The organism is Gemmatimonadales bacterium, assembly GCA_036500345.1.
Taxonomy (GTDB): Bacteria; Gemmatimonadota; Gemmatimonadetes; order Gemmatimonadales; family GWC2-71-9; genus Palsa-1233.
On sequence record DASYCE010000007.1, the window covers coordinates 127,725 to 154,452 of the forward strand.

Annotated in this window: 27 protein-coding genes; 15 read left to right on the top strand and 12 right to left on the bottom strand. The window is 63.6% G+C overall.

The annotated features are described in order from the left end of the window. Nucleotides 1-22: 22 nt before the first annotated feature. The 6 genes from priA to VGM20_03140 are packed head-to-tail and all read right to left on the bottom strand — an operon-like array spanning nucleotide 23 to nucleotide 6,256. A complete protein-coding gene (gene priA, locus VGM20_03115; GenBank protein HEY4099850.1) occupies nucleotides 23-2,443 on the bottom strand; it encodes a primosomal protein N' in 2,421 nt (806 codons plus the stop codon). Continuing rightward, complete coding sequence (locus tag VGM20_03120) at nucleotides 2,440-3,459, bottom strand: dipeptide epimerase (protein HEY4099851.1); 1,020 nt, start codon at nucleotides 3,457-3,459, stop codon at nucleotides 2,440-2,442. The genes priA and VGM20_03120 overlap by 4 nt, the downstream gene beginning before the upstream one ends. 39 nt (nucleotides 3,460-3,498) lie before the next feature. Further along, nucleotides 3,499-4,389, bottom strand: a complete 891-nt coding sequence (locus VGM20_03125; GenBank protein HEY4099852.1) for a histone deacetylase — start codon at nucleotides 4,387-4,389, stop codon at nucleotides 3,499-3,501. A gap of 6 nt (nucleotides 4,390-4,395) precedes the next feature. After that, a complete protein-coding gene (locus VGM20_03130; protein ID HEY4099853.1) occupies nucleotides 4,396-4,656 on the bottom strand; it encodes a hypothetical protein in 261 nt (86 codons plus the stop codon). Continuing rightward, on the bottom strand, nucleotides 4,653-4,925 hold the full coding sequence (locus VGM20_03135; protein ID HEY4099854.1) for a hypothetical protein: 273 nt from the start codon (nucleotides 4,923-4,925) through the stop codon (nucleotides 4,653-4,655). The genes VGM20_03130 and VGM20_03135 overlap by 4 nt, the downstream gene beginning before the upstream one ends. After that, nucleotides 4,922-6,256 carry a glycine--tRNA ligase gene (locus VGM20_03140; GenBank protein ID HEY4099855.1) on the bottom strand — a complete coding sequence of 445 codons (1,335 nt, stop codon included), beginning with the start codon at nucleotides 6,254-6,256 and terminating at the stop codon, nucleotides 4,922-4,924. Before VGM20_03140 ends, VGM20_03135 begins: the two co-directional genes overlap by 4 nt. A 107-nt stretch (nucleotides 6,257-6,363) precedes the next feature. Between VGM20_03140 and VGM20_03145 the strand changes: the two genes are divergently transcribed. The 4 genes from VGM20_03145 to VGM20_03160 are packed head-to-tail and all read left to right on the top strand — an operon-like array spanning nucleotide 6,364 to nucleotide 10,536. After that, on the top strand, nucleotides 6,364-6,933 hold the full coding sequence (locus VGM20_03145; protein HEY4099856.1) for a prepilin-type N-terminal cleavage/methylation domain-containing protein: 570 nt from the start codon (nucleotides 6,364-6,366) through the stop codon (nucleotides 6,931-6,933). Then, nucleotides 6,933-7,325: a prepilin-type N-terminal cleavage/methylation domain-containing protein gene (locus tag VGM20_03150; protein ID HEY4099857.1), complete on the top strand. Its 393-nt coding sequence runs from the start codon at nucleotides 6,933-6,935 to the stop codon at nucleotides 7,323-7,325. Before VGM20_03145 ends, VGM20_03150 begins: the two co-directional genes overlap by 1 nt. Further along, on the top strand, nucleotides 7,325-8,512 hold the full coding sequence (locus tag VGM20_03155; GenBank protein ID HEY4099858.1) for a prepilin-type N-terminal cleavage/methylation domain-containing protein: 1,188 nt from the start codon (nucleotides 7,325-7,327) through the stop codon (nucleotides 8,510-8,512). The genes VGM20_03150 and VGM20_03155 overlap by 1 nt, the downstream gene beginning before the upstream one ends. Nucleotides 8,513-8,526: 14 nt before the next feature. Beyond that, nucleotides 8,527-10,536 carry a hypothetical protein gene (locus tag VGM20_03160; GenBank protein ID HEY4099859.1) on the top strand — a complete coding sequence of 670 codons (2,010 nt, stop codon included), beginning with the start codon at nucleotides 8,527-8,529 and terminating at the stop codon, nucleotides 10,534-10,536. A gap of 3 nt (nucleotides 10,537-10,539) precedes the next feature. On the opposite strand, the gene VGM20_03165 is transcribed toward VGM20_03160, so the two are convergent. The 4 genes from VGM20_03165 to VGM20_03180 form a co-directional block, all read right to left on the bottom strand. Next, nucleotides 10,540-11,820 (bottom strand): adenylosuccinate synthase, encoded by a 1,281-nt coding sequence (locus VGM20_03165; protein ID HEY4099860.1) that lies wholly within the window; start codon nucleotides 11,818-11,820, stop codon nucleotides 10,540-10,542. Continuing rightward, nucleotides 11,820-12,827: an ATPase, T2SS/T4P/T4SS family gene (locus VGM20_03170; GenBank protein HEY4099861.1), complete on the bottom strand. Its 1,008-nt coding sequence runs from the start codon at nucleotides 12,825-12,827 to the stop codon at nucleotides 11,820-11,822. The genes VGM20_03165 and VGM20_03170 overlap by 1 nt, the downstream gene beginning before the upstream one ends. Beyond that, nucleotides 12,824-13,816 carry a tryptophan--tRNA ligase gene (gene trpS / locus VGM20_03175; protein HEY4099862.1) on the bottom strand — a complete coding sequence of 331 codons (993 nt, stop codon included), beginning with the start codon at nucleotides 13,814-13,816 and terminating at the stop codon, nucleotides 12,824-12,826. Before trpS ends, VGM20_03170 begins: the two co-directional genes overlap by 4 nt. A 70-nt stretch (nucleotides 13,817-13,886) precedes the next feature. Further along, on the bottom strand, nucleotides 13,887-14,288 hold the full coding sequence (locus tag VGM20_03180) for a VOC family protein (protein ID HEY4099863.1): 402 nt from the start codon (nucleotides 14,286-14,288) through the stop codon (nucleotides 13,887-13,889). A 585-nt stretch (nucleotides 14,289-14,873) separates the two neighbouring features. Between VGM20_03180 and VGM20_03185 the strand changes: the two genes are divergently transcribed. Further along, nucleotides 14,874-15,674 carry an inositol monophosphatase family protein gene (locus VGM20_03185; GenBank protein ID HEY4099864.1) on the top strand — a complete coding sequence of 267 codons (801 nt, stop codon included), beginning with the start codon at nucleotides 14,874-14,876 and terminating at the stop codon, nucleotides 15,672-15,674. A 64-nt stretch (nucleotides 15,675-15,738) separates the two neighbouring features. Here VGM20_03185 and VGM20_03190 read toward each other — a convergent pair whose 3' ends face one another. Next, nucleotides 15,739-16,158: an SRPBCC domain-containing protein gene (locus VGM20_03190; GenBank protein HEY4099865.1), complete on the bottom strand. Its 420-nt coding sequence runs from the start codon at nucleotides 16,156-16,158 to the stop codon at nucleotides 15,739-15,741. Continuing rightward, nucleotides 16,155-16,490: a metalloregulator ArsR/SmtB family transcription factor gene (locus VGM20_03195; GenBank protein ID HEY4099866.1), complete on the bottom strand. Its 336-nt coding sequence runs from the start codon at nucleotides 16,488-16,490 to the stop codon at nucleotides 16,155-16,157. Before VGM20_03195 ends, VGM20_03190 begins: the two co-directional genes overlap by 4 nt. A gap of 324 nt (nucleotides 16,491-16,814) precedes the next feature. Between VGM20_03195 and VGM20_03200 the strand changes: the two genes are divergently transcribed. The 10 genes from VGM20_03200 to VGM20_03245 all read left to right on the top strand — a co-directional run bounded on the left by VGM20_03200 (nucleotide 16,815) and on the right by VGM20_03245 (nucleotide 26,656). After that, nucleotides 16,815-17,150 carry a tyrosine-type recombinase/integrase gene (locus tag VGM20_03200; GenBank protein HEY4099867.1) on the top strand — a complete coding sequence of 112 codons (336 nt, stop codon included), beginning with the start codon at nucleotides 16,815-16,817 and terminating at the stop codon, nucleotides 17,148-17,150. A 94-nt stretch (nucleotides 17,151-17,244) separates the two neighbouring features. Next, on the top strand, nucleotides 17,245-17,913 hold the full coding sequence (locus tag VGM20_03205) for a hypothetical protein (protein ID HEY4099868.1): 669 nt from the start codon (nucleotides 17,245-17,247) through the stop codon (nucleotides 17,911-17,913). Between the two features lie 137 nt (nucleotides 17,914-18,050). Next, on the top strand, nucleotides 18,051-18,812 hold the full coding sequence (locus VGM20_03210) for a trypsin-like peptidase domain-containing protein (protein ID HEY4099869.1): 762 nt from the start codon (nucleotides 18,051-18,053) through the stop codon (nucleotides 18,810-18,812). 85 nt (nucleotides 18,813-18,897) lie between these two features. Beyond that, complete coding sequence (locus tag VGM20_03215) at nucleotides 18,898-20,094, top strand: hypothetical protein (protein HEY4099870.1); 1,197 nt, start codon at nucleotides 18,898-18,900, stop codon at nucleotides 20,092-20,094. A gap of 157 nt (nucleotides 20,095-20,251) precedes the next feature. Then, a complete protein-coding gene (locus VGM20_03220) occupies nucleotides 20,252-20,965 on the top strand; it encodes a hypothetical protein (GenBank protein HEY4099871.1) in 714 nt (237 codons plus the stop codon). A gap of 228 nt (nucleotides 20,966-21,193) precedes the next feature. After that, entirely contained in the window at nucleotides 21,194-22,081 is an 888-nt protein-coding gene (locus tag VGM20_03225; GenBank protein ID HEY4099872.1) for a hypothetical protein, read from the top strand. Between the two features lie 129 nt (nucleotides 22,082-22,210). Next, nucleotides 22,211-22,819 carry a hypothetical protein gene (locus VGM20_03230; GenBank protein ID HEY4099873.1) on the top strand — a complete coding sequence of 203 codons (609 nt, stop codon included), beginning with the start codon at nucleotides 22,211-22,213 and terminating at the stop codon, nucleotides 22,817-22,819. 153 nt (nucleotides 22,820-22,972) lie between these two features. Further along, nucleotides 22,973-23,824, top strand: a complete 852-nt coding sequence (locus tag VGM20_03235; GenBank protein HEY4099874.1) for a hypothetical protein — start codon at nucleotides 22,973-22,975, stop codon at nucleotides 23,822-23,824. Nucleotides 23,825-23,973: 149 nt separating this feature from the next. After that, entirely contained in the window at nucleotides 23,974-25,569 is a 1,596-nt protein-coding gene (locus VGM20_03240; GenBank protein ID HEY4099875.1) for an AAA family ATPase, read from the top strand. Beyond that, the gene (locus tag VGM20_03245) at nucleotides 25,562-26,656 is read left to right on the top strand and encodes a UvrD-helicase domain-containing protein (GenBank protein HEY4099876.1); all 1,095 of its coding nucleotides are present in this window, start codon (nucleotides 25,562-25,564) and stop codon (nucleotides 26,654-26,656) included. The genes VGM20_03240 and VGM20_03245 overlap by 8 nt, the downstream gene beginning before the upstream one ends. Nucleotides 26,657-26,728 lie beyond the last annotated feature (72 nt).

Below are 26,728 nucleotides of genomic sequence, written 5' to 3' on the forward strand. Positions count from 1 at the left end.
CGCGCCGCACATCTGTTGCACGCTACATCAACGACACCGGATCACGATCGACGGAGATTCGCACACCGCCGCGCGGCACCGCCAGCCGGGGCGCCGCGCCGCGAATCCAGCGGCTCAGCGCACTCTGCGGACCCTTGAGGAGGAGATGCACCCGCCACCGATCCTTGATCCGCTCGATCGGCGCGGGCGCCGGCCCCACGACGACCACCGGCAACGCGGCACGCGCGATGATTCGCTCGCACCACTCGGCGAGTGACGCGGCACGCTCCTGCACCGCCTGCTGATCGGTGCCGCTCGCCACGAGATGGATCAGCGAGACGTGGGGAGGATACGGCGGTGCCCGGCGGATCTCGCGCTCGAGGTCGAGAAATCCTTCGGCGTCGTGCTGCGACGCGGCAACGAGCGCGGGATGCTCCGGCTGCCGCGTCTGCACCAGGACCCGTCCTCCCTTCGGCCCGCGCCCCGCACGCCCGGCAACCTGCGCCACGAGCTGGAAGGTCCGCTCTGCCGCGCGAAAATCCGGAAGGTGGAGCGATGTATCCGCGTCGACCACGCCGACAAGGGTGACGTTCGGGAAGTCGATTCCCTTCGCGATCATCTGTGTGCCGAGGAGCAGGTCGATCTCCCCCGACCCGACCTGCTCGAGGATCCGGTGATGCGCCCACCGTGTCGCCGTGGTGTCGAGATCCATCCTCGCCACGCGTGCCGTCGGGAACCGCTCCGCCATCAGTCGCTCCAACTGCTGCGTCCCCGCGCCGATCGATCGGGTCGTCTCCCCATTGCACGCGGCGCACCGCGTGGGGATCGCCGCGTGATAATCGCAGTAGTGGCAGCGCAGGCGATCGGGGTGCTTGTGCACCGTCAGCGAGATGCTGCAGTTGGGACACTGCACCACCGTGCCGCAGGCGGTGCACTGAACGAAAGCCGCCCATCCCCGCCGATTGAGGAGGAGGAGCACCTGATTACCCGCGGCCAGCGTGGCATTCACCGCGACATCGAGCGCTGCCGTCCAGGGCAATCCGGTGACCCCCTCCGCCTGCAGCTCGTGTCGAAGGTCCACCAGCTCCACCGGAGGCATCGGCCGAGCCTCGATCCGCCGCGGCAGGCGGATCACCCGGTCGCGGGAGCTTGCGCGAGTCCAGCTTTCGAGTGACGGCGTCGCGGTGCCGAGGATGAGCGTCGCCCCGGCGAGGCGCGCGCGCATTGCCGCGACCTCGCGCGCGTGGTATCGCGGCGTCTCGCTGTTCTTGTAGCTCGATTCGTGCTCTTCGTCGAGGACGATCACGCCGAGCCGCTCCACCGGGGCGAAGATCGCCGACCGCGCCCCTACCACGATCGGTCGCTCACCACGACGTACGGTACGCCACGCGTCGGCGCGCTCGCCGTCGGTCAGGCCGCTGTGCAGGACGGCGACTTCACCCGGGAAGATCGCCCGGACGCGCCCAACCGTCTGCGGCGTGAGGGCGATCTCGGGGACCAGGACGATCGCGCCCTCGCCCCGTGCGCGCGCCGCCTTGATTCGCTCGAGGTACACCTGCGTCTTCCCCGAGCCGGTCACGCCGAAGAGGAGCGCCGACTCTCCAGCCGGCACCGCCTCGAGTGCAGTGAGTGCGGCCGACTGATCCGCCGTCAGTTCCCGCGCCGGCGCAGGCGGCGGTTCACCGGCGAATGGATCGCGCGCCGCCTCCACGTCGGTGATCGCGACCAGTCCGGCGCGTTCGAGCGCCTTGAGCGGGCCGTCGCTCGCGTCGGCGATGGCGAGAAGCTCGCGCACCGGGAATCGACCCCCGCGCTCTTCCAGCGCGCGATACACCGCCAGCTGCATCGGCGCCTTCCGGAACCGCTGCTCGCGTTCGCTGAGCGACAACGGCGTCCCGGTCATCTCGGCGATCCGCGTCGTCACCACACCACCGCCGGCGTCGGGAGGAACCACTTCGACGCGGATCAGGCCGACTCGCTGCAACCGATCGACCACATCCCAGATCGGACGCCGCAGCGCCCGCGCCGCGGCAGCTGCAGTGGCGCGACCATCCTTCGCCGCGAGCCAGTCGATCAGCTGTCCCGCCGTCCCGCCGATCTCGCGTGCCGCCCCCCCGTCGAGTGCGAGCATCAACGTCGAATGACCCCAGAGCGCGTTCGGCAGCATCGATCGAAGGACCATGCCGAGGGGCGAGCCGTAGTAGCGCACCATCTGATGCGAGAGCGTCAGCAGTTCGGTGGTGAGCGCCGGCGTCGGGTCCGGACAGGCGAGGATCTCCTTCGCCGCCATGAGCGGAGGTGCCACATCGACCGCGGTGACAATGCCGATCCACTCCTGACGACGCACCGGAACGACAACGCGCGCTCCGGGGAGCGCGCGATCGGTGAGGGACGCCGGGATCCGGTACACATAGGGGTCGGGCACCGGGAGCGGGAGCGCGACCTGGGCGAACCGGTCGGTCATCGTCGCACGACACCAAGACCGGGCGCGTCGGGGATCGTGACCTGGCCGCCCGGAATCGCGGCACCCACGAACGGATCGTCGCGCAGCAGCGCGCCGCCGTCGAGATCGACGATATCGACCAGCGGCGTGAAGTGCGCCGCCGCGGTGATGCCGAGCGACGATTCGATCATGCAGCCGACCATCACCGTCATCTGCAGCGACCGCGCGATCGCGATCATCCGCAGCGCTTCGCGGAGCGAGCCACATTTTGCCAGCTTGATGTTGATCCCGTCGACGCGCCCCGCCAGCCGCGGGATGTCGGCCGAGGTCACGCAACTCTCGTCGGCGATCAGTGGAATCCTCGCGTGGCGGCGGATCTGCGCGAAGCCGTCGAGATCCTCCGGCTGCACCGGCTGCTCCAGCACGGTGACGCCAAACTCCTCGAGGACCGGGAGCATCTTCACGGCGTGCGCCGGGGTCCACCCGCAGTTGGCATCGACGCGAATCTCGCGATCGGTTGCGCCCCGGAGCGTCTCGAGAATCTCCACGTCGTGATCGCTGCCGAGCTTCACCTTGAGGATCGGATACTCCGACGCCTCCGCGACCTTCTTCCGCAGCATCTCCGGCGTGTCGATCCCGATGGTGAAGGTCGATTTCGGCGCCGCCGCGCGGTCGAGCCCCCAGTACTTCCACAGCGGGACTCCCAGCCGCTTTCCCACGAGGTCGTGGAGCGCCGTCGAGATCGCCACGCGCGCGGCGGCATTCCGCCGCATCGTCAGTTCGAGGCGCCGCTCGATCGCATCGAGGAGGAACGGATCGTCGCCGAGCAGTGGAGCGTAGGTCGCCAGCGCAGCGGTGACGGTTTCGAGTGTCTCGCCGTAGAACTTCGTCGCTGCAGCCTCGCCCCATCCCTCCACGCCATCGTCATCGGTGATCTTCACCATCAGGGTGCGGTATTCGCTATTGCCGCCGCGCGCGATGATGAACGGATGCCGGGTATGCAGTGTGAGGATTTCGGTGCTGAGGCGCAGCGACATGAGCTCTCGCGGTGGAGATGAGGTGAATCTAGCGACCGCTCACGACAGCGCGGTGACCGTCGCCACCACGCCCTCTGCGAGCCGGGCTGGCGCGTACCCGCCTTCCATCACCCCCACGATCGGCGTCCCCGGGAAGCGCTCGCGCAGCCGCTCGGTCCAGGTCACGAAATCGCCGGGTTCGAGAGTGAACCCACCGAGCGGATCACCCCGCATCCCGTCGTAGCCGGCCGAGATCAGCACCAGATCCGGCCTCCAGCCGGTGGTCGCGCGTTCGATCGCGCGCCAGAGCGCAATGACGTAGGTCGCCGCCGGCAACCCCGCCGACATCGGGACGTTGAAGACATTCCCCACGCCGTGTTCATCAATGGCGCCACTCCCCGGATACCACGGCCACTGATGCATCGAGATGAATCGAATGTCAGGATCGTTCTCGACCAGTGCCTGCGTGCCGTTGCCGTGATGCACGTCCCAGTCGACGATCAGCACCCGGCTCCGTCCCGCGCGCCGGGCGGCGTGCGCCGCGACGACGACGTGGTTCACCACGCAGAATCCCATCGCGCGGTTGTGGAGCGCATGGTGACCGGGGGGACGGATCGCCGCGAAGGTGTTCGCTCCGGTGGTCAGCGAATGATCGAGCGCTTCGAGCACAGCGCCGGTGGCGCCAAGGACGGCGTTCCAGCTCCACGGATTGAGGATGGTGTCGGGACCGAGTTCACCGCCGCCGTCGGTGCTGAGCGTGCGGGCGCGATCGAGGTATGCCGGATCGTGACAGCTGTGCAGTGCTTCGAGTGGCGCCGGGTACGCTTCGACGAGCTGGATTCCGGGGCGCCCGTTCAGCGCTGCAAGCACCGTATCGAGCCGGATCGGTCGTTCGGGATGCCCGAAGCCGGGATCGTGCTGCAGCGCGGCAGCCGACGTGAAGACGCGCATCGCGCGTCAGCGAACCGGTGATCGGCGGCGGCGAAGGACGATCAGCCCCGCATCCGGCGGGATCCGCTCGTCGCCAATGGTTCGCGACTCGTCGGGCAACTCCGCCCCGCGGAACTTCATCAGGTAACCACTTTCTGGCTGGACCACCTTCGCCGCATCGAGCGCCATCCGCTTGAGATCGCCGATCCGGGTCGACGGCTCGACGTGGAGCACGATCTCGTCCCACTCCTCCAGCACCCGCACGCGCACCACGAGGGTGTCGCTCATGGTGTCGACCCGGCGCCGTCCGGCAATGTCGAGAGAAAGCGATCGACCGCCTGATCAAAGAGGAGCGTCGACGCCCGCACGTGACTGCGGCCATCCCTGCTCATCACCGCGAGCGAGATCTCCTCGCCGCCCTGGCCGCGCAGCATCAGGAACGTCGCCCCTTCGCGTTCCGGAAACGCAGCGTTGTGCGGCACCCGTTCGGCAAAGAATTTCTTGGCCCGCGCAATGATCTCGGCCGCGCCGAGTGTGGTGGATCGCTCGAAGGTCATCGACTCCCCGCTCTGCCGCTGGTTGCCAGCCGTTCCGCAAGCCACCCCTTCACCTGGTCGAGCCCCACGCGATCCTGGCTCATCGAATCGCGGTGGCGGATCGTCACGCTGCGACTCGCTGCCGTCTCGCCGTCGATCGTCACGCACCATGGCGTCCCGATCTCATCCTGCCGGCGATATCTCCGCCCGATCGCTCCGGCATCGTCGTAGTATGCGGAGAAATCGTGGTGCAGGTCGTGATACAGCTCCATCGCGAGCTCCGGCATCCCGTCCTTCTTGACGAGCGGCAGGACCGCGGCCTTCACCGGTGCGACGTGCGGCGCAAATCCCATCACCACGCGCATCTCACCCTCGACCGTCTCTTCGCGATAGGCATCGGCCATCACCGTGAGTGTCACGCGATCGGCACCGGCGGCGGTCTCGACGACGTACGGCACGTAGCGCTCACCACTCGCCTGCTCGAAATACTCCAGCTTCTTCCCGGAATATTCCTGGTGTCGCTTCAGGTCGAAGTCGGTGCGGTTGTGCACCCCTTCGATCTCCTGCCATCCGAAGGGAAACTCGTATTCAATGTCGTACGCCGCCTTGGCGTAGTGCGCCAGTTCGCCCGGACCGTGCTGGTGCCAGCGCAACCGTGATGGCTGCAAGCCCAGCGATTCGTGCCACGCCATCCGGATCACGCGCCACCGCTCGAACCATTCCTCGTCGGTTCCCGGCTTGACGAAGAACTGCATCTCCATCTGCTCGAACTCGCGAGTGCGGAAGATGAAGTTCCCCGGCGTGATCTCGTTGCGGAACGCCTTGCCGATCTGCGCGATGCCGAACGGAACCGTCTGCCGTGACGAGGTCATCACGTTGAGGTAGTTGACGTATGTCCCCTGAGCCGTCTCGGGACGGAGATAGATCGTCGCGGCGGTCTCCTCCACCGGCCCCATGAACGTCTTGAACATCAGGTTGAACTGCCGCGCCTCGGTGAGCTGGCACGCGCTGTGTTGGCCCGGCGCCTTGCTCGGCTTCTGGGGACACTGCGCTTCGGCGAGCTTGTCGGCGCGGAAGCGCGCCTTGCAGGTGCGGCAATCGACCAGCGGGTCGGAGAACCCCGCCACATGCCCCGACGCTTCCCACACGCGCGGATGCATCAGGATCGCGGCATCGAGCCCTTCGATGTCGTCGCGGCCGCGAACCATCGCGTGCCACCAGCGGTCCTTGATGTTCCGCTTGAGTTCCACTCCCAGCGGCCCGTAATCCCACACCGAGCCGAGCCCGCCGTAGACCTCGGAGGACTGAAAGACGAAGCCCCGGCGTTTGGCCAGGGAGACCAGTTTGTCCATTACAGATCCATCAGGCATCGGGCGATACTGGCTAAGGTGGAAGTCTGTCGCAGTGCGCCAAAACGTAACAAACCATTGTGTTTCTTGCCTATCCGGGCGGGACTGTCATGATCAAGAACCGAGCCGTACGAACCGCGAGACCGGGCGAAATCCCGGGGCGGCGCGGTGTCACGTTGCTCGAAATGGTCATCGTGATCGTGATGATCGGCATCCTCTCCGCGATCGCGCTGAGCCGCCTCGACTGGCGCCGGTATCAGGCCGATGCCGCCGCGCGCGGGGCGATGGCTGAACTCGCCACTGCCCAGCGACTGGCACTGTCGCTTCAGACCAACACCGTCATCACCTTCCCCGACAGCGGACGGATGCAGATCCTCGAGGACGCCAACAACAATGGCGGCGCCGATGCCGGCGAACGGGTCCGCGTCGTGCCGCTCGACAACGGATTCTCCTACGGCCAGTCCACCGCGCCATCGATTCCGTCACCCGACGACGGCACCCCGGTCTCCACGGTGACGTTCCATCGCGACGGCTCCGCCGACCACAGCGGCACCGTCTACGTCCACGGCCCGGGATACGATCCCAACTGCACTCACTGCCGCGCGGTCGCGATCGCACGCGCCACCGGCCGTGTCGTCTGGTATTCCTATTCGACCGGCACCTGGAAGCGAGCCAATTGATGGCGAATCGCCGCGGCTTCACCATCGTCGAGATCCTCGTCGCGATCGTGGTCCTCACCGTCCTCGCCGTCGGCGTGGCGCGGTTCGCCGCCGTCTTCGGCAAGACCCTCGGGACCTCGTCGGTACGCGTGGTCGCCGCCGGCATCGCCTCCGACCGGATGCAGCTGATCCGTGCCGACCCGCGTTACACCTCGCTCGTTGGCCTCTACAACGCCGGCGCCGGTGCCGACACCACCGGCTTTCCGGATTATCCCCGCATGCGACGGGTCACCACCGTGGTCCGCGACCAGTCGGGGAATCCTGCCCGCGATCTCACCACCATCACGGTGCGCATCATCGAGCCGAGCCTTCGGGATACCGTGTCGGTCACCTCCGTCGTGGCGAGTCCGTGATGCGCACCTTCCGATCGGTCCGGCGGCGCGCCGGATTCACGCTGGTCGAACTCCTCCTCGCGATGACGATGGCCGTCGCGGTGAGCGGCGCGGCGTTCGCGCTCTTCCACTCGCAGTCGACCTTCTTCGGGACCAACGAGCAGCGGTACGACATGCTGCAGAACGCCCGCGGCGCGCTCGAAGACGCCGAACGGGTGGTCCGCACCATGGGCGCCGGCGTCCCGAACAATCAGCCGGTCCTCGTCTACGGCGACAGCGCCACACTGGCGTTCAATACTGATTACATCGAACGCGACACCGCCGACACGCGCTGGGCGGCGTACTTCAACGCCGAAACTCCCGACGCCGAGACGATCGTGTGGGATGTCACCAATTCGTCGGTGATTCCCGGCACGTCGTACAGCTATCCTCCGACCACGTACGCCCTGGCGAGCGGTGACCCGTCGCCGGCCGAGACATACATCCTCTATTTCTCACCGGACTCGTCGACCGCACGAACCGACGACTACATCCTCTGGCAGCGGGTCAATAACGGCACGCCGACACTGGTGGCGCGCAACATCCTCCCGCACCCCAACGGCAAGCCGTTCTTCATGTACCTGCAGCGGCGCACGCTGACCACCGGCGACACGCTCATCGTCGAACCGGCCGCCAACCTTCCGCTCGAACGCCGGACGCTCATCGCGGGGATCACCCGCGCCGACAGCGCCTCCTACGTCCGCCCCGATTCGGTGCGCGCCGTCGAGCTGAACATGCGATTCACCAACGGCCAGAGCGGCACCGACCAGCGCTTCCGCGACGTCCAGACCACGATCCAGGTGCCGAACAACGGGATCCCGATCCCGACCGTCTGCGGGCGCGCGCCGTTCTCCCCGACGTCGTTCACCGTGGTCGATACCGTCGCGGGGAGCGGGCGTCTCTGGCTCAGCTGGAACCGCTCGATTGATCAGGACGCCGGCGAGCAGGATGTGCTGCAGTACATCCTCTACCGCAAGCTGCAGGGCGCCACCAGCTGGTCGGATCCGCTGGCGGTCGTCCGGCGCGTGCCCACCCAGACGAGCTACACCGAAGAGATCTCCGACAACGTTCCCGGCACCGCGTACACCTACGGCATCTCGGCCCAGGATTGCACGCCGTCGGAGTCGACGATCACGGTGTTGAACGTGACAGCATCGATCGCCCCTTGAGCTGGAGGTCTCTCATGCGAAGTGTGTCACTGGATCGCCGTGGCGCGGCGCTCTTCATGGCGATGCTCATCGCGATTGCCATCGCCGGCATCGCCCTCGGCGGTGTCCTCCTGTCGTCGGGCGCCGATCTCTCGACGCGGTACAACGCCAAGGAAGCGCTGCTCCAGTCATCGGCGGACGGCGGCCTCGAAATGGTGCGCGATTCGCTCAATCGCGGGATCTTCGATTCGCTGCTGCCGCCGACCGGCTATACCACGCTCGCGTCGCATGTCCCCGTGCTCGACGCCCTCGGCAACGCCGAGCCGCGGATCAACCTCTCGCTCTACGTGGGACGCACCGGCGGGCGCACCGGTGGTGCGGCGACCGCCGGCCAGTACGGCAGCAACTTCGCCAGCGCGCTGTCGATCATCAGCGACGTCCGCGGAGCGGTCACCGCGCGGCGGCTCCTCCTCACCCAGGAGTCGTGGGCGAAGTTCGCAGTCGCGATCAACAAGTGGAGCGGCAGCGCGATGTATGGCTGCGATGAATCGGTCAACGGACCGTTCTTCTCCAACACCAGCGTCAATCTCCAGACCGGGTGCGGCGCGGGCAGCGGCACCCTGTTCACCTCGTCCGTGAACGTCGTCGGCTCGATTTCCGGCGTCGGATCAGGTCGCTTCGATCTCGGCTACAAGACCGGCGTTACCGCGATTCCGTGGCCGACTCCGGCCCGCATCGCGCTGATGCAGCAGTACGCGCAGGACGCCGACGCCGCCGGCGGAGACTACGACCTCACCTCGATCACCAACGGATCGACGATCCCCGGCCTGCGCATCGAGTTCGTCACCATCGACGTGAACGGCAACGGTATCATCGACTGGGACGAAGGGTTCATGCGTGTCTGGGTTCCAGCCAATTCCAGCGATTCGGTTCTCGCCTACGCGACCGGCCGCAAGTGGCCGTCGGTGCCGTCCGGCACCACGCAGGCGAACGATCCCAACATGATTTCGCGGAACTGCGGCGGCGTGACCACGATCAACGGGACCAGCCAGTTCTTCACCGCCGACAGCGTCTACAGCGCCACCACCGGCGGCGGCTCGGCACAGCGCACCGCCGTGCGCTCCCTGCTCAGCAGCTCGACCGATCAGCGCCGCTGCTATCTCGGCGGCGACCCGCACCTCTTCACCGGGATCACGCACGACACGCTGACGCCGGATTCGACGATCACCAACCTTCCGATCGCGTCGAACAACTTCGGCTGGTGGAAGAAGCGGCGGTCCGGCGCGCTCTCCACACTCGCCGCTGTCCGCACCGGAGACGCCTCGTACCTCATCCCTCTCGGCGCCAACCCGAACTTCAAGGGCGTGATCTACGTCAACGGTGACGTGGCACTCAGCGGCAAGCTCCGCGGCCGCGTCTCGGTCTTCGCCACCGGCAACATCGTCATGGCCGACGACCTGCTGTACCAGAATCCTCCGGGGACCAACTGCAGCGCCACCGGCGACATCTTCGGCGCGATCGCGACCAGGGACGTGGTGATCGAGGACAACAACCTGCAGACGCCGTTTGCGGTCAACAGCAAGGTCTATGGCGGATTCGACGACACCAACGACGCCAACTACAACATGTTCCTCCTCGCGGCAGGCGACGGCGGGACCACCAACGGCAACTGGTACGGCGAAGGGGTCTCGTCGCCGTGGAACTACTACACGACGGCGTTCCCGGTCGCGAGTGCGGAACCGGGCACTGCGAATTCCAACTGGGATATCTCGGCGATCAACCAGAAGTGCGGTTCGGCGGTGAACGGCTGCGTCCGCGTGACCGGCGGCCTGGCGCAAGGACGCGTCGACGACGCGACCTACTACGGCTCAGGGTTCTATGGGTGGGCTGAAGCGCACACGTACGATGCCTGCGGTGGCGTGAATCCGCCGCCGTACTTTCCGACCACGGGGCGCTTCATCCCGAGCCGCTATTACGAGATCGATCCGGTGTGGCTCAACAGCATCGGGATCGGGACGTACTTCACCCGCCTGCAGGCGCAGTAACGCTCAGACTTCGATGATCTGATCGCGCCGGGTGCCGACGCTCACGTAGCGGATCGGTTGCCCGGCGAGATCCTCGAGGCGATCGAGATAGGCGCGCGCGGCTGGAGGCAGGTCGGCGAGCCGCCGCGCGGACGTCGTCGGTCGCTCCCATCCGGGAAGCACCTCATACACCGGCTCCACCCGCTCGAGCGCTTCCACGTCGCTCGGCACTTCCGCGCACTCCGATCCGTCCAGCCGGTACGACACGCCCACCGGAATCTCGGCGAAGGTGTCGAGCACGTCGAGCTTCGTCACCGCGAGGCCGGTGAGTCCGTTGACTCGCGCCGAATAGCGGACCACGGTGGCGTCGAACCACCCGCAACGCCGCGGACGGCCGGTCGTGGCGCCGAATTCTCCGCCGAGTTCGCGGAGCCGCGATTCGAGGTCGCCGCTCGCCTCTGTGGGCAGCGGGCCGTTCCCCACCCGCGTCGTGTACGCCTTCACCACGCCGAGGACGCCGTCGATGTCGGTCGGGCCGATCCCCGCGCCGATGGCGGCACCGCCGGCGGTGGTGTTCGACGACGTCACGAACGGATAGGTCCCGTGATCGACGTCGAGGAGCGCGCCCTGCGCCCCTTCGAGCAGGACCCGTTGCGACGAGCGCAGCGCATTGTGGACCAGCAGGCCGGTGTCGGTGGCGAGCGGGCGAAGCTTGTTGCCGAGCCGCTTGAAGAGCTCGACGTGCGCATCGAGATCGGCGCCGGCGGCGGCGCCCATCAGGCGCAGCAGGGCGTTGGCGCGTTCGACGCGCGGCGTGAGAAAGTCGCGCGCATCGGCGTCGCGGCAGAGATCGGTGACGCGGACGCCGCGGCGGCCGATCTTGTCTTCGTACGCCGGCCCGATCCCGCGGCCGGTGGTGCCGATCTGCTGCTGCTTCTCGCTCGCCTGATCGAGGAGCTTGTGGTACGGCAGCACCACGTGCGCGCGATCGGAGATGAAGAGGCGACCGGTGACGTCGATCCCCTTCGATCCCAGCTGGTCGAGTTCGTTGAAGAACGTCTCGGGGTCGAGGACGACGCCGTTCCCGACGACGCATCGCGCCTGCGGATGGAGGATCCCCGACGGGATCTGGTGGAGCACCACCTGCTGTTCGCCGACCACGACGGTGTGTCCGGCGTTGGCGCCCCCCTGATAGCGCACGACGAGATCGGCCTGCTCGGCGAGCACGTCGACGAGCTTCCCCTTCCCCTCGTCGCCCCACTGGGCACCGACGACGACGATGCAGTTGTGCTTGCGGTCGAACATCAGCTCGGCTCTCGCGCGCCGTCACTGCGCGGGAAGAGTTCCGCCTTGCCGTCCTTCGCCGCCTTCTCGACGGCCCGGCGCAATGTCGGCGCATCGGCGCCGCCCGCGATGGCGTCGTGAATCGACGGCGTCATCTCGAACCACTCGATCACTACCTTGCGGCCGCCCCCCTTCCCCTTCGTCACCATCCGCTGCGCCAGCACGCCGCGCAGCACTTCGGCGAGACGGGTCCGCCCCACTTCGCGCTCCTCGGGAAGGAGCGTCGCGATCATCTGCTGAATGGCGGCGACGGAGTCGAATGCGGTGATCGAAGCGAGCACCAAGGCGCTCGATTCGGCGGCGCGAATGGCGCGATCGATCGCCATCGGCTCGCGCAGGTCGCTCAGGACGATCACGTCGGAATCCTGACGGCGGGCGGCTTGCAGCCCGGTCGCCACATCGTCGGTGTCGGTGCCGATCTCGCGCTGCGAGATCGAACTCGACAGGTCGCGATGGAGATACTCGATCGGATCCTCGAGCGTCACGATGTGCCGCTTCTGGCCGCGGTTGATGTGATGCACCATCGCGGCGATCGTCGACGTCTTCCCCGATCCGCCGGCACCGGTCACCAGCACCATTCCCGATTCGGTTTCGGCGAGGTGCGTGACGACGTCGGGAAGGCCAAGCCCCTCGGGTGTGGGAACCGAGAACGGAATCACCCGGAGCACCATCATGAACGACGACCGCTGGCGCAGCACGTTGATCCGGAACCGTCCGACACCGGGGACGCCCCACGAGCAGTCGAAGTCGCGGATCGATTCGAGCCGCGCATCCTCTGGATCGAGTCCGGCGAACATCGCGGCGAGTGCGCGCGTCTGCTGCGGCGTGAGCCGCTGCTTGGTGAGCGGAACCAGTTCCCCCTCGACCCTCGCGCGAAAGACATCGCCAGCCTTGGCGTGCACATCCGATGCACCGCGCAGGACTGCCGCCTTGAGCACGCGCGCCAGCATCGGCGAGCTGTTGTTCATCCGGCCTCCGGAAGAAAGCCCATGCGGCGCTTTACTTCGGTCAGGGTTGCCTTCGCCCGCGCCCGCACCTGGTCACGACCCGACGCCAGGACGCGATCGACCGCGCCGGGTGCGGCGGTCAATTCGCGCGCCCGCTCGCGAATCGGCGCGAGGGTATTGCTCATGTTATCGGCAAGAACGCGCTTGCAATCGATGCATCCCCACGCCGCGGTGCGGCACTTCACCGCGACTTCCTGCACCGTCGTGTCGGGCGAGAAATGCTTGTGCAGCGCGTAGAGGTTGCAGATCTCGGGCGTACCGGGATCCTGCTTCGTCTTCCGCGCCGGATCGGTCATGGCGGGACGGAGCTTCTGCCAGATCTCTTCCGGTGATTCAAGAATCCCGATGGTGTTCCCCAGCGACTTCGACATCTTCGCCTGGCCGTCGAGCCCGATGATCCGTCGTGCCGGCGAGAGGATCGGTTCCGGTTCGGGAAAGAACGGCTCGCCGGGCGAAAACATGTGGTTCCACCGGCGGGCGATCTCGCGGGTCAATTCGAGATGCTGCACCTGGTCTTCGCCCACCGGGACTCGTTCGGCGCGGTAGAGAAGGATGTCGGCCGCCATGAGAACTGGATAGGTCAGGATGCCGGCGGGGATCGCCTCGAACCGCTGCGCCTTGTCCTTGTACTGGGTCATCCGTTCCAGCTCGCCGACGTGCGCGATCGTGGTCAGGAGCCACGCCAGCGTGGCGTGCTCGGGGACGTGGCTCTGGACGAAGATCGGCGACCGTTCCGGGTCGACGCCGGCGGCGATCAGTCCGGTCGCCATCTGCCGGGTCCGCTCGGCGAGGGTGGCGGCGGCGTATGTCTGCGTGATGGCGTGCTGGTCGACGATGCAATAGATGCAGTCGTACTCGCCCTGCAGCGCTACCCAGTTCCGGATTGCGCCGAGCCAGTTGCCAATGTGGATTTCGCCGGAAGGCTGGATACCAGAAAACACGCGGAGCATTGGGCGCAAGTTACCCGGCCCTGCGAGGCTGGGCAATCAGATTACGAGGCCTGGTGAGCGCCCGCGGAGCCTACGGTCCGGCCGGCTCTTCGTTGGGGTAATTGAACAGGAGCTGGTTGCCATCGGGGTCGTCCACCACGAGCAAACGGTACCCCCATTCGCCATCCTTTACGGTGACGCCGTTCGCCTCCAGGTCAGCGCGCAATGCGTTGAGTGCGGCGGTCCCGGCGGCGGCGGTCGGTGGGTCGGTATTGAGCGAGATGAAGACGACGGTCTGACCGACCTTGCCGGGCCAGCTCTTCGACAGGATCAGCGAACAGCCATCGCGGTCGACTTGAGCGACGAACGGCTTGCCGTCTTCGTCGAACGACCAGGGCGACGTGAAACCGAGGCGGTCGACGAAGAAGCGGAGCGAGGCCGCGACGTCGCGGACTGGGAGGATCGTTCGAGCGAACCATTCCGGACGTGGCATCTCCCCTCCTTGCGGTCGGTACCGATCGCCTGCGGGCTGATACAAATATGACGGCTTGGGACGGGGTTCGGATGCCTGCCGATGCGGTTCGTCCGACTCCCGATACTCGTGGCCCGCGTTCGGGTACTGTCGAAGTGCTCGTCGGTACTGATCGCCCGCGAACCGACGGAGATGGACTGCTCGTGGGGACCGAAAGTACGACGGCCGATCATCCGCGCACGACGGTCAATCATCGGCGCACGACGTCCAATCATCCGCGCACGACGTCCAATCATCCGTGCACGCGATCCGATCCTCCGAGTCCGCCGCCAGGTCCTGGCGTAATGAATACAGATACGCACGACACGGCGATCAAACCACTGCGCACGCCCACCGATACGGTCCGCCTCCCCGCGAGACCAACCGGCACGCTGACGATCGGACAGCGGATGACTGCCGGTACAACGAGCCAGCAGGCCGGTACAACGAGCCTTGAGGCCAATACAGCGGAGACGGCGACCGATCATCCCGGGCCGGGAACGAATACTGAGTGGCCGGTGGCGAGTACTCCGCGTCCGGAAGCGATTCCCGCCCTAGTTTAGAGATATGACCGACGCCGCCCGCCTTGCACGACTCGCCGAACGTGCTGCAGCCGCAGCCACTTCATATCTCCTCAATGTCCCTCGACCAGATCCCGGCGCATGGGTCGTGAAGGGACATCGCGACTTCGTCACCAACGTCGACCGCACGGCAGAGGCGCTGATCCGCGACGATCTGCTGGCGGCCGAGCCCGATTCCCGCGTGCTCGGCGAGGAACTATCGGCGGACGCGAACGAGATGCAGGGGCTCGTCTGGGTTGTCGATCCGCTCGACGGCACGACCAACTTCCTGCACGGCTATCCGTGGTGGTCGGTGTCGATTGCCGCGGTGATCGACGGCGAACCGGTGGCGGGGACGGTGTGGCACGTCCCGATCCATCGCCGTTACACCGCGTGGCGCGGCGGCGGCGCGTGGAGCGGCGGGACGAGGCTCAAGGTGTCGCAGCTCACCGATCCGTCGCTCGCCCTGATCGGCACTGGCTTCCCGTTCAAGACGCCGGGCGATCTCGGCCCGTATCTGCCGCAATTCGAGCGGATCGTTGCTGCGACGAGTGGCGTAAGGCGCGCGGGCTCTGCGGCGCTCGATCTCGTCGCGGTGGCGGCGGGAGAGTTCGATGGATTCTGGGAGCTGACGCTGGCGCCGTGGGACAAGGCGGCGGGGATGGTGCTGATCCGCGAGGCAGGTGGCGTGGTGACAGGTGTTGATGGTTCACCTGCGCGAGTAGAGCACGGCGGGGTGGTTGCGGGGAATCCGGCGATGCATGCGTGGTTGCTGGAACAGATCAGCGAAGCAGATGCGGCGAGGTGAATCGAGTCACCGCGCCGCATGCCGGAGCGAGGCTGCTTTCAGGACACTCTACAGGCAATCGCTTTCATTTTCCTTTCCCGTACGCATCGGCGAAACCGCCAACGAAGAAACCCCATCCCTTCTCATGGCTGCGCCCCGGATCGGTTGCCGGGAGGCCGGTGTGCACCAGCGTCATCCGCGTCCCGTTCCCTTCCTTGGCAAAGGTCACGGTCACCATCGATTCCAATCCCGCCGTGTTCGGTGACATCCAGGTGTGTTGCAGGCGCTCGCCGCGGGTGACTTCAGTGAAGCGGCCGAAGTGCGGAGTCGCGGAGGTCTTCCAGTAGAAGAGTCCATCGACGACGGGATTGAGGATCAGCTTCTCCGACATGCTCCATGGCGTGCCGGCGACCGCTGGATCGAGCCACGCGTCGAACACTTCCTTTGGTGGGGCGGGAATGGTGCGCTCGACCTTGACCTCGATTGTCTTTGCGGGCTCGCTCATGACTTCCTTCTCCTGGTTGATTTGCGTGGCGTGAAATGTTTTTCGAAAAGATCGAGACGCTCGTTCCAGAACTTCTCATAGCCGTGCACCCATCCAGCGACCTCGCGCAGCGGCTCGGCGCGAAGCGAAATGCTCACGGTGCGGCCGAGGCGCTTTCGCTCGATCAGTCCGGCACGCTCGAGGAGCTTGAGGTGCTTGGTCACGGAGTTGAGCGCGGTGTCGAACGGCTCGGCGATATCGAGAAAGCCGGCGGGGCCCTGGGCCAGGCGCCCCATGATGGCGCGCCGAGTGGGGTGGGCGATGGCGGTGAGGACGGACGAGAGTTGATCCATGGGGATATGTTACACCCTTTGGTGTAATGTGTCAATGCCCCATGGCGATGGGGATTGGAAGGCGACTCGCAGTCCGGTTGCGACCGATGTATTCTCGCCGCAGGGTGTATACCCTTCACCGCGCGTGGTGTGAATCCGGACGCTGGACCGGCCGAGACGACCGGTTACCGTCTTGCCGGTGCTGGCGGTCGAGCCGTTGCGAGTGCATCTGGACCGGATTCGTGCGATAAATCACACCGATCTCGCCGCAGGGCGCGGCAACGTCGAACTTCCTGGAGCGCTGACGCGCAAATATCCGACAGCCGGGCGGAGCTGGCCCTGGCAATGGGTTTGTCGGCGCGGTCGCATCATCGCGAGCGCCGGGGCGGCGACTGGTATCGTCATCACCTGCACGAGTCGGCGGTGCAGCGCGCCGTCACCGCCGCGGCACGCGCCAGCGGCGTCAACAAGTTCGCAACGTGTCATACCTTCCGGCACTCGTTCGCGACGCACCTGCTGGAAGGCGGGGCGGACATCGGTACGGTGCAGGAGTTACTGGGTCATCGAGACGTCAGCACCACGACGATCTATACCCATGTCCTCAACCGGGGCGGGTTGGGCGTGCGGAGCCCGCCCGACGCCGCGGATTTTCTGCGGATCGACGCATCATTCACGGATTAGGTAGACTTGCTGGCGCGGTGGGCGGACGGACCGGGTGGGTTGCTGAGGTCCGATACTAGTTAGACAGCAGATCCTTTTTTTCCGGGTCAACGCGATGAACGAGTGGGTGCAGCTAGGGCTCGGGGCGATCGGCGCCGGCAGCGGGACAGCGTTCGGGGCGTGGGCCGCGTTCCGCATTGAGCGGGCCGACAAGCGAGCCCGAGAACATGTTGCCCGAGGCGAAGCGCTGCGACGCTGCATGTTCGTCCTCCTCGCGCGGAGGACTGTACTCATGAACATTTCACGCCAGCACCTTTCGCACTTCGCCGATCATCCGCTGCGGCATATTACTCTGCAGCCGTTCTTTGTTGCCGGCGACGAGCTGCCCTTGGAGCTGGACGCCTTGCTCTTCATCTTCGACTCGGCTGAAGCGAACCTTCTTAACCGACTTCAAGTCCATAGTCGCCGCTACCGGACAATTCTATGGGCTATCGAATTCCGAAACCGCGTCCATCTTGAAGGTCAGGAAATCGCGGCGCAGCTGGCGAGCGCAACCGGGGAAACGGAGGGTACCGCAGAGCAATTCCGGATGCTCGTCGGCCCACATCGATGGGCACAGCTCAAGGACTTGACTGACTCGATCTACGAGAGCGTGACGGCGGCGATCGAGGAGATTGATAGCGACTACCGCGCAGTGGAGGCCGTCGCCGTAGCGATGTTCCCCGAGGTCAAGCTGTTCAAGGTGAGAGAGTTGGCTGCGCAGTCGATTGGGGATGCTGTCTAACACCCGCTTGCTGCTGGCCGAGCGAAAGCGTGTCGGCGCGGCGCGGAGTATGATTCTTTGCTAAGGACTGCACCGCGCCGCCACTCGCCCCGCAGCAGAAGCGTAGCGTCGTTATGCTCACCAACTAGGGCGGGTCCGTGACCGGTGAACGGGAGGTCCATCTTGATCCGCTGAGCGGCATTAGCCTCCTCGTACGGCCGATGTTCGGCGACACGAGGTTGAGTCAGGCGACTGGGTTTATCGTCGCGATAGGGCCGCAGCATTATCTCGCGACAAACTCGCATGTAGTGACCGGACGTCACGCGGACACCGGTAAGGTGCTCGCAAAATCTGCGGCAGTTCCGGATCACCTTCAGGTCGTCTTCCACAGCAAGGCAGGAATCGGAAGTTGGGTTGTACGCGAGGTGCCGCTGTTCGATGAGACCGGGAACCACCTTTGGGTTGAACATCCGAAGGGTCGGAAAGTGGATGTGGTCATGGTCCCGATTCCTCTGGATCCGGTCGCGACGTATTACCCAATGGATCTTGCGCTCGCGCGCGCTGACGTGCTCGTCGGGGTGGCGATGCCTGTCTCCATTATCGGATTTCCGCTCGGGCTCACGGCTCACGACGCTTGGCCAATATGGAAAACCGGGCACATCGCGTCTGAGCCAGAGATCGACGTTGATAACGTGCCCTGCTTCTTGGTGGACGCCACAACGCGTGAGGGGATGTCTGGTTCGCCGGTCATCCTCAGGTTTTGGGGCGGCTTTCCGAAGCGGGACGGGTCACGTGTTCTCGGCGGAAGCGTCACTTCCTTTCTCGGTATCTATTCCGGGCGATTGCTCGCCGACTCCGAAGTGGGGAGGGTGTGGCGGCCAGAGGTCTTGACGCAGATTGCTGGTACAGCGGGAGCATAACACGCTCTTGCTGCTGGCCGGACGACAGGGGTCGGCAGCAGAAGCGCAGGGTCGTTAGCGAGCGTCAACACTATGGAGTAGATGATTGAACACGTTGTCTAGCACACTGCTGGAAGAGGTAGTTGGGGGAGTGACCGGGAATATCTTCCTGCGTGAGTTCTCGGTGACCTCGGGTAAACTACGTGTCCCCGCCGGTGAGATCGAGGTTGCCGATGTACTGGTCTTGCTTCGAGGCATGGCCCTGATCCTCCAAGTCAAAGACCGGCATGTCTCTGCAGATGCGAGCAGCGACGCTCTTGCAATATGGTTTCGCAAGAAGGTGCGGGGTCAGGCCGTTGGTCAGATCGCTGACACCTACCGGTACCTTCAGGAACATGAGGGCCGTGTGGTCCAGAATGATCGAGGCCACGACACTATTCTCAGCAACCCAGATGCGGGCGCGGCGAGCTCGGTCGTGATCTATCGGGCACCGGGTACCCCCGATTTCCGTGGGGCTGCAGGAGCCAGAAGCAGCCGCGCTGGATTCGTACACTTCGTTGAGGCTGGTGACTATCTCAGCCTTTGCCAAGTGCTTCGCACGCCGCACGATTTGTCTCAGTATTGGAGGTTTCGTGAGAACACGTTGAAGCACGTCGTGCGTGGGTCGCACGTTGGTGAGAAAGCGCTGGTTGGGCAGTTCCTAGCGGACGTTTCTGGCCCACCGCACGAGCGGTATGCTGCAACGTTCGAGTCGTACTTGCCGTCACACTTGGACTATGACATCTCAGGTATTCTGCAGAACCTCGGTGATAGAGTAACCTACAGGAAAGGCGGTGAAGGTGACACCTCCCACTATCACATCCTCGAAGAACTGGCGCTGCTTCCGAGGATCGCATTGGCCGCGTTCAAGGAGCGACTCAAGCTTTGTGTTGAGACAGTGAAGGCCGGGGAGTTCCGGAATCCTAGCCACTTCGCTGTCCCCAACACAGACTGCGGGTTTCTCTTCGCTCCGTGGGATCGCGAGCTCAACATCCCACAGGAGAAATACCTCGAGACGCTGACACGACTATCTAAGTACACCTTTGGTACTCGGAGGCAGGTGGGACTAGCGGTCTCCGATGACGGAGACGGGTTCTTCATTCTATGGGCGTTCCTAGACGAGCCCCACACACAGAACCCAGATCTCGACGCAGCATTAGCTGCGCCGGGGAACCCACTACCGCCCACCAAGGAGAAGATTGTTCCGGCTTATTATTTTGATTCTTCTGGCCTCGAAAGAGTTCTCGGCCGTGGGCCCGAATGACCTCAGGAACGGCGCTCGCTAACAAGCGCTTGCTGCTGGCCGGGCGAGGGCGCGTCGGCGCGGCGCGAGGCATGATGATTTGCGAAGGACTGCGCCGCGCCGCCACTCGCCCGGCAGCAGAAGCGCAGAGTCGTTAGCAGACAACCCGGAGTTTTTTGTGTCGCAGCGGCCGGCAATTCCGAAACAGATTCAGGCTGACGTTCTTGTCACCTCCAGACGCCGGTGCTGTGTGTGCTACGGTCTTGAGCACGATGAAGGGCAAAAGGCTGGTCAGATCGCCCATCTGGATCATGATCCATCAAACAACGCCGTCGAGAACCTGGTATTCCTTTGCCTTGCCCATCACGATCAGTACGATAGCACAACAAGCCAATCAAAGGGCCTTTCGTTGGAAGAGGTTCGCCGCCACCAGTCACAACTCAGGCGTTTCGTCACCGAGTCCTTGCCATTGTCTGCGTCAGAGATTGTCCATCTGCTGCTTGCCTGCCTTGATCGCCCGGCCTTTAGGACGCCGTTCCATATGGAGAGTTCGTTGCCACAGTTTCGTACCGCGATTGCAGAGTCGATCAGAACGATCAATGCGGGAACGACGTCTGATGGCAAGCAGTTACCGTCAAAGTTCAGCATAGCCGATCCGAAGGTACGGAACGCACTTGATCAAATCGTGCAGCAGTTGGTCGCCATCCGTGCGTTCTTTGACGAGCTGCTGAAATCGGGCGAGATCACACCATGTGGGTGCGGTAAGGAAGACTGTCACACGTTTATGTTCACCGATATGGCGGTGGCGAAGATGGATAGCGCCCGCCGCGTACTGCTCACGCAGGCGAACGCTTTAGACCACGGTTTCCCGTCGGAGATGTACACGTCGTAATGCCGCTGCCTAACCCGCGCTTGCTGCTGCCCTGGCCAAGCGCCTGGGCCGCAGCGCATAGATCGAACGAGAACCGCTGCGGCCAGGCCCGGCAGCAGAAGCGCACGGCGTTAGGCCGCACAGAGGTGGATCAGGATGTCGGTTGACGATGACCATTTGCGGAGCCTTCGCCAGCCCCTGTTCAAGTTAAGGGGCGTTCGCTACGCCAGGTGTTTCGCACCAGGCCCAATGTGCAAGCGCCCTGCAATCCGCGCGCATTCTGTTCAGAATGCGCGGTGCCTCGACCTGCTGGTGGACTCTGGCCACGTCATTGCCCTGACACATCGACTTAATATGGACGAAGGCGTTTTGATCGATTTCGCCAAAGTTGGTCGCAACAAGGCAACAACATTCGCCGGCCTCTGCGAGAGCCATGATCGGGAACTATTTGCTCCCATCGAGACTCAGCCACTTGCGCTGGACGATTCTTCGCAACTCTTTCTGCTCGCGTATCGGGCAGTGTTGTTTGAGCTTCATGCCACGTGTGCGGCAGGCGCCCTTCTCCACGCGGCGTATGCGAAGCGAGTAGAACTCGGCATCGACCCTAAAGGCAAGCTGTCACCCGCCGGGCAATACGCTACCGAGAGAATGGCGATCGCGTTCGAAACCAACCTCTACAAGTTGAGGTTTGACCAGGCCCTCACATCCGGGGACACGGCCTTCCTCCTCCATGATGTCAGCCTCCTCGAGGTATCGCGTCCAACTGTCGCAGCTTCGGCCCTCATTAGTCTCGACGGCGTCGCGAACGACGAAGGCGATGTGGTCAGAATCTGCCTGACTGTTCTTCCAGTTGACCAGACGCGAATCGCTGCTGTGTTGTCATATCTCCCAGAGGATGCTCCACTGGCGCGCGTTCACCTAGACCGGATCATCACAACGAGGGGTGCCCACCAGATGTATGAGTTATCGCGCCGAATCATCAACCACTGCTCGAACTTCGTCATCGCCCCACACTACTTCGATTCTTGGGCGCAGCGGAAGCGAGATACAATCCGGGAATACTTTGTCCGAACCATTCGCGTCGGAGATCTCGCAGTTGAGGATCCTGACTTGATGCTTTTCGAAAGTGCGGCATAACAAGCGTTGCAGTTGACGGGGCCAAGCGATGCTGGGGCGGCCCACGATGGCCCGACATGGATGGGCCGCCCCAGCCGAGGCCCCGCAACTGAAACGCAGCACGTTAGGCGGTCCCAGCGGAGGTTGATGATGGGTGACTTGGATCGTTTGCCGGCCGTTCGACGTGACGGAAGCGAACCGTTTCGCGCCGGAGGCGCCGACATTGGCGCGATTCTTTTGGATTTCTGGCAATGGTCGGTCTCCGACTTGGTTAGCAACGCTACGCGCGGGCGCCTCGCTGAGTACATCGTGGCCAAGGGCATCGGAGTTTCTACCGCTGGCGTGCGTGACGAGTGGGCCGCTTGCGACCTCTGCACTTCCGCAGGAGTTCAGGTCGAAGTCAAGTCCGCGGCGTACTTGCAGAGTTGGCATCAAAAGGACTATTCGACGATCCAGTTCAGCGTCCGCAAGGCAAGAGAGTGGAGCTCCGAGACGAACGTCGTTGGAACTGAACCCGTTAGGACCGCGCACGTCTATGTCTTCGCACTTCTCTTCCATAAGTCCAAAGCAACGCTCGATCCGCTAAACCTGGATCAGTGGCAGTTCTTCGTGCTGCCGACCCGGACGCTCGACGAACGCGAGCGCAGTCAATCCTCGATCACGCTCGCGTCTTTGGAAGGATTGGTACAGGCCATTCCGTTCGCAGGGTTGAGGCACGCGGTTGAAGCAGCAAGTCTCGTTGCGCGCGGGGCTACCTAACACGCGCTTGCTGCTGCCCGAGCGAAGGCGTGTCGGCGCGGCGCGATGTATGATTTATCTAAGGATTGCGCCGCCGCCACTCGCCCGGCAGCAGAAGCGCAGCGTCGTTAGACCGCTAGACAGAATCGCCAATCCGTCTCCGGGACGAAAGAAATGGACATCAGCATAGTTGCTGCCCTGATCGGCGTGGGTGGGAGCGTGGTCGGCGCGGTGTTGGGCTCCTGGTTTTCGTACCGTTTGACGAAGCCACGACTCGCCAGAGCTGAGCTACGAGTCATCGAATCTCAGGATGCCCTTGTAAAGGCCGAGGGTGCCGCCCTCGATGCGGGGCACAGCCCTGAATACCAGCTGCTTGCCGCGCTTAAGGTCGATGCACACGAAGTTGAATGGTCGTTCGACGACGCAGGCAGGGGACTCAAAATTCTCAAATTCCTTGGAGTCCGGCCGCTTCAAGTCGTCCAAGATCTTCGAATCCCGTTCTATGATGATGTTAGCCGAGAAGGCCGAGGGCACCGGTATCCTGAGGTTGCCGCGCTTGGTGGGACATCTCGACTGATATCTCTCGATGAAGCGCATCTCGGCTTTAGTGACCATACGGTGCATGGTCACGTGGTTATACATGGCCTGTTAACACCCGAGTCGAAGGCCGAAAGCTTCTTGGTACGCATTCCCTTTGACGGCATCTTCTTTCTTACTCTGCCCGAAGCTGAAGCTGCGTTCGTCAACGACGCGTGGCAGGAAGACTACGGTCGCATTGCAGTTCATTGCCCATTGGGCCGATTGCGGCTAACGGTTACGTTCCCTCCGAGTTTTGCGGCGATGACCTCGAAACCGAAGCCTGTGGTATTCTACGCACATACTGAAACCGTGCACGAAATCGCGACGCGACGCCTTGACGCTGATTCGTCCTGCTTCACTTATCGTGACTTGACTGCACAGCTTGATGTCGTCGCGCCTGCAATCGGCTTGTCCTACGGAATCTCGTGGCTGCCGCCAGTGGTGTGAGCGCTATCTTGTCGCATACGGTGCCGATGCTTAGCAGAGGATGACGCGGTCTAACCCGCGCTTGCTGCGGACGGGCCACCTCGGCCGCAGAAGCGCAAGGCGTTAGACCGACGAGGGCCTTCCCAACCTCAACCCTTGGATTGTTGCCGATGGCCACCATAACGCGACTGTCGGTCCGAAACTTCAAGATGCTGCGCGAGTTCGACTTGGAGCTCGATAGCACTTTGAACATCTTGGTAGGCAAGAACGACTCTGGGAAGTCAACCATACTGGAAGCCGTCAACCTAGCGCTTACCGGTCGGCTAAATGGGCGCCCGTTCGCCCAGGAGCTCTCGCCGTACCTCGTCAACTCCGGCGCGGTCGCCGATTATGTCGCCGCCCTCAAGACAAACCCGAAGGCGACCCCACCAGAGGTGATCATCGAAGTCGAGTTTGCCGATGACGACAGCACGGCATTCCTTCGCGGCATGAACAACCTGAGAGGCGCCGATGCCTGCGGTATCCGCATTTGTGCCTCGATGTCGGTTGCATTTATCGATGAGTACTCACGGCTGGTCGCAAGCCCAGGCGAAGTCAGACTGGCTCCGACTGAGTACTATACGGTCGATTGGCTTGGCTTCAATGGCAATGCCATTGGTTCGCGAAGTGTGCCTGTGCGAGTGTCGCTAATTGACGCTTCTGCCATTCGAGCCCAATCCGGCATCGATCAGCACCTGCAACAAGCAGTGCAGGCATTCCTCGACCCGGCCGAGCGCGTGGAGCTGTCGCGAGAATATCGAAGTCTCAGGGAGCAGTTCAGCGAAAAGGCGCCGGTCCGAGCCATCAACGAAAAGCTTCAAGCGACCAGCTCAGGGGTTAGTGACCGCGCACTTACGATGGCCCTTGATCTCTCCCAACGTAGTACGTGGGAGACGAGCATCGTCGCCCACCTCGATGAAATACCGTTTGCACTCATCGGGAAGGGCGAGCAGAATGTCCTCAAGATTCTCTTCGCACTTGTTCAACGGGCAGCGACCTCGAACGTGGTGCTGATTGAGGAGCCTGAAGCGCATCTCTCCTTTGCATTGCTCAACGTGTTGATGCGTCGCATTGGAGACAATGCGGGTGCGAAGCAACTGATCGCTTCAACCCACAGTACTTTCATCGCAAACAAGCTCGGACTAGAACACCTAGTGTGTCTCGGTGGCTCACACCCAACCCGCTTGCACGCCCTTGAGGATGGCACGGTGCAATTCTTCCGGAGACTGCCGGGCTATGACACCCTTAGGCTCGTCCTTGCTTCAGGTGCACTCCTCGTAGAGGGCCCATCAGACGAGCTGGTCGTGCAGCGGGCGTATCTGGACAAGCACGGCAAGCTTCCCCTAGAGAATGGGATTGACGTCATTAGCGTCGGGTTGTCCCACAAGCGCTTCCTCGAGCTTGCAATCCCGCTCCAGCGACGAGTGTGGGTCATCACTGACAACGATGGAAAGACACTCAGTGAAGTCGGAAGGCGATTTGAAGGCTACCTGAACACGCACATCACGCTTCACACTTGTGACGATCCGGCGCTCAGGACACTCGAGCCTGCAATTGTGGCCGCAAACAGCTTGGGTGACCTCAACGCGGTACTCTCGTGCGACTTCAGCACCAAGGAGGAAGCATTGGAGTACATGAGCGAGAACAAGACTGAAGGCGCCCTGGCGATCTTCGCAGCCGAGGCATCGCTCGTCATGCCCGCCTACATCGCATCTGCGATTGCCTGAACGCAAGGCAATTCTCGCCACAGCGGGAGCTGGCAAGACTACGGAAGTCATCCAGCGCGCACTTGGTGCGACTGGCGGGCGCGTCGTTCTCCTGACCTTTACGGCCGAGAACCAGCGCCGGCTCGACACTCATCTCCGTGCTGCTGCTGGTGCGCTTCCACCGCAGATTCGTGTCATGGGCTGGTTTTCCTTCTTGATCAACGAATGTATCAAGCCATATCAAGCCGCTCTTACCGGAGTCCCCTTTGCCGTGCGGGGGCTGAACTTCACAGGTGAGGCACCGCGCTATGCAAGGAACGAGAGTGTTGAGCGCTATCTAGATGGGAATCTCGATGTCTACCGAGACCGTGTCGCACAATGCGCAGTACATCTGAATACCCTTACGAATGGTTTGGTCGCACGGCGGCTTGAACGCTGCCATTCTCATGTCTTCCTGGACGAAGTGCAGGACTGCGCAGGCTACGACATGGAAGTGCTGGACCTACTCTTTGGTACGTCCATCAATGTCGTGGTTGTTGGCGACCCGCGACAAGCCATCATCACTACCAATCACGGCCCACTCAACAAGAAGTACCGTGGGCATGGACTCTGGGACTGGGTCAAAGAGCGCTCCAGCCTCATCGCTCTTGAGGAGCGCAACACGAACTATCGTTGCCACGCGGAGATTTGCACGCTTGCCAATAGCGTGTTCCCGGTCTTGCCAGCCGCCACTTCTGGACTCGCCACTTCTTCAGGGCACGACGGGGTATTCTTCGTCTCCAACAAGGACCTCGAATGGTATCTTGCCACGTATCCACCAGATATCGCATTGCGGCAGACGAAGGCGACAGAAACCCATGACCTTCCTGCAATGAACATCGGGGTTGCAAAGGGGGATACCTTCAACCGCGTTCTCGTCTTTCCGACCAAACCCATGAGAGACTTTCTCCTGAGCCGAGACCCCGGGCCCCTTCGCTCACCGGAGCATCTTTACGTTGCGGTGACACGGGCGCGCTACAGCGTCACCTTTGTCGTGCCGGAGGATGAGTGCTCAGCCTACACCAGTGCAGGGCCCGGAACGTGGGCTCGGCCGGAGGATGCCGCCTAACCAGCGTTTGCTGCGGTGTGCCCCCCATGTGCCTCGCTGGAGAAGCGCGGGGCCGGGCCTGTCCACCTCTCT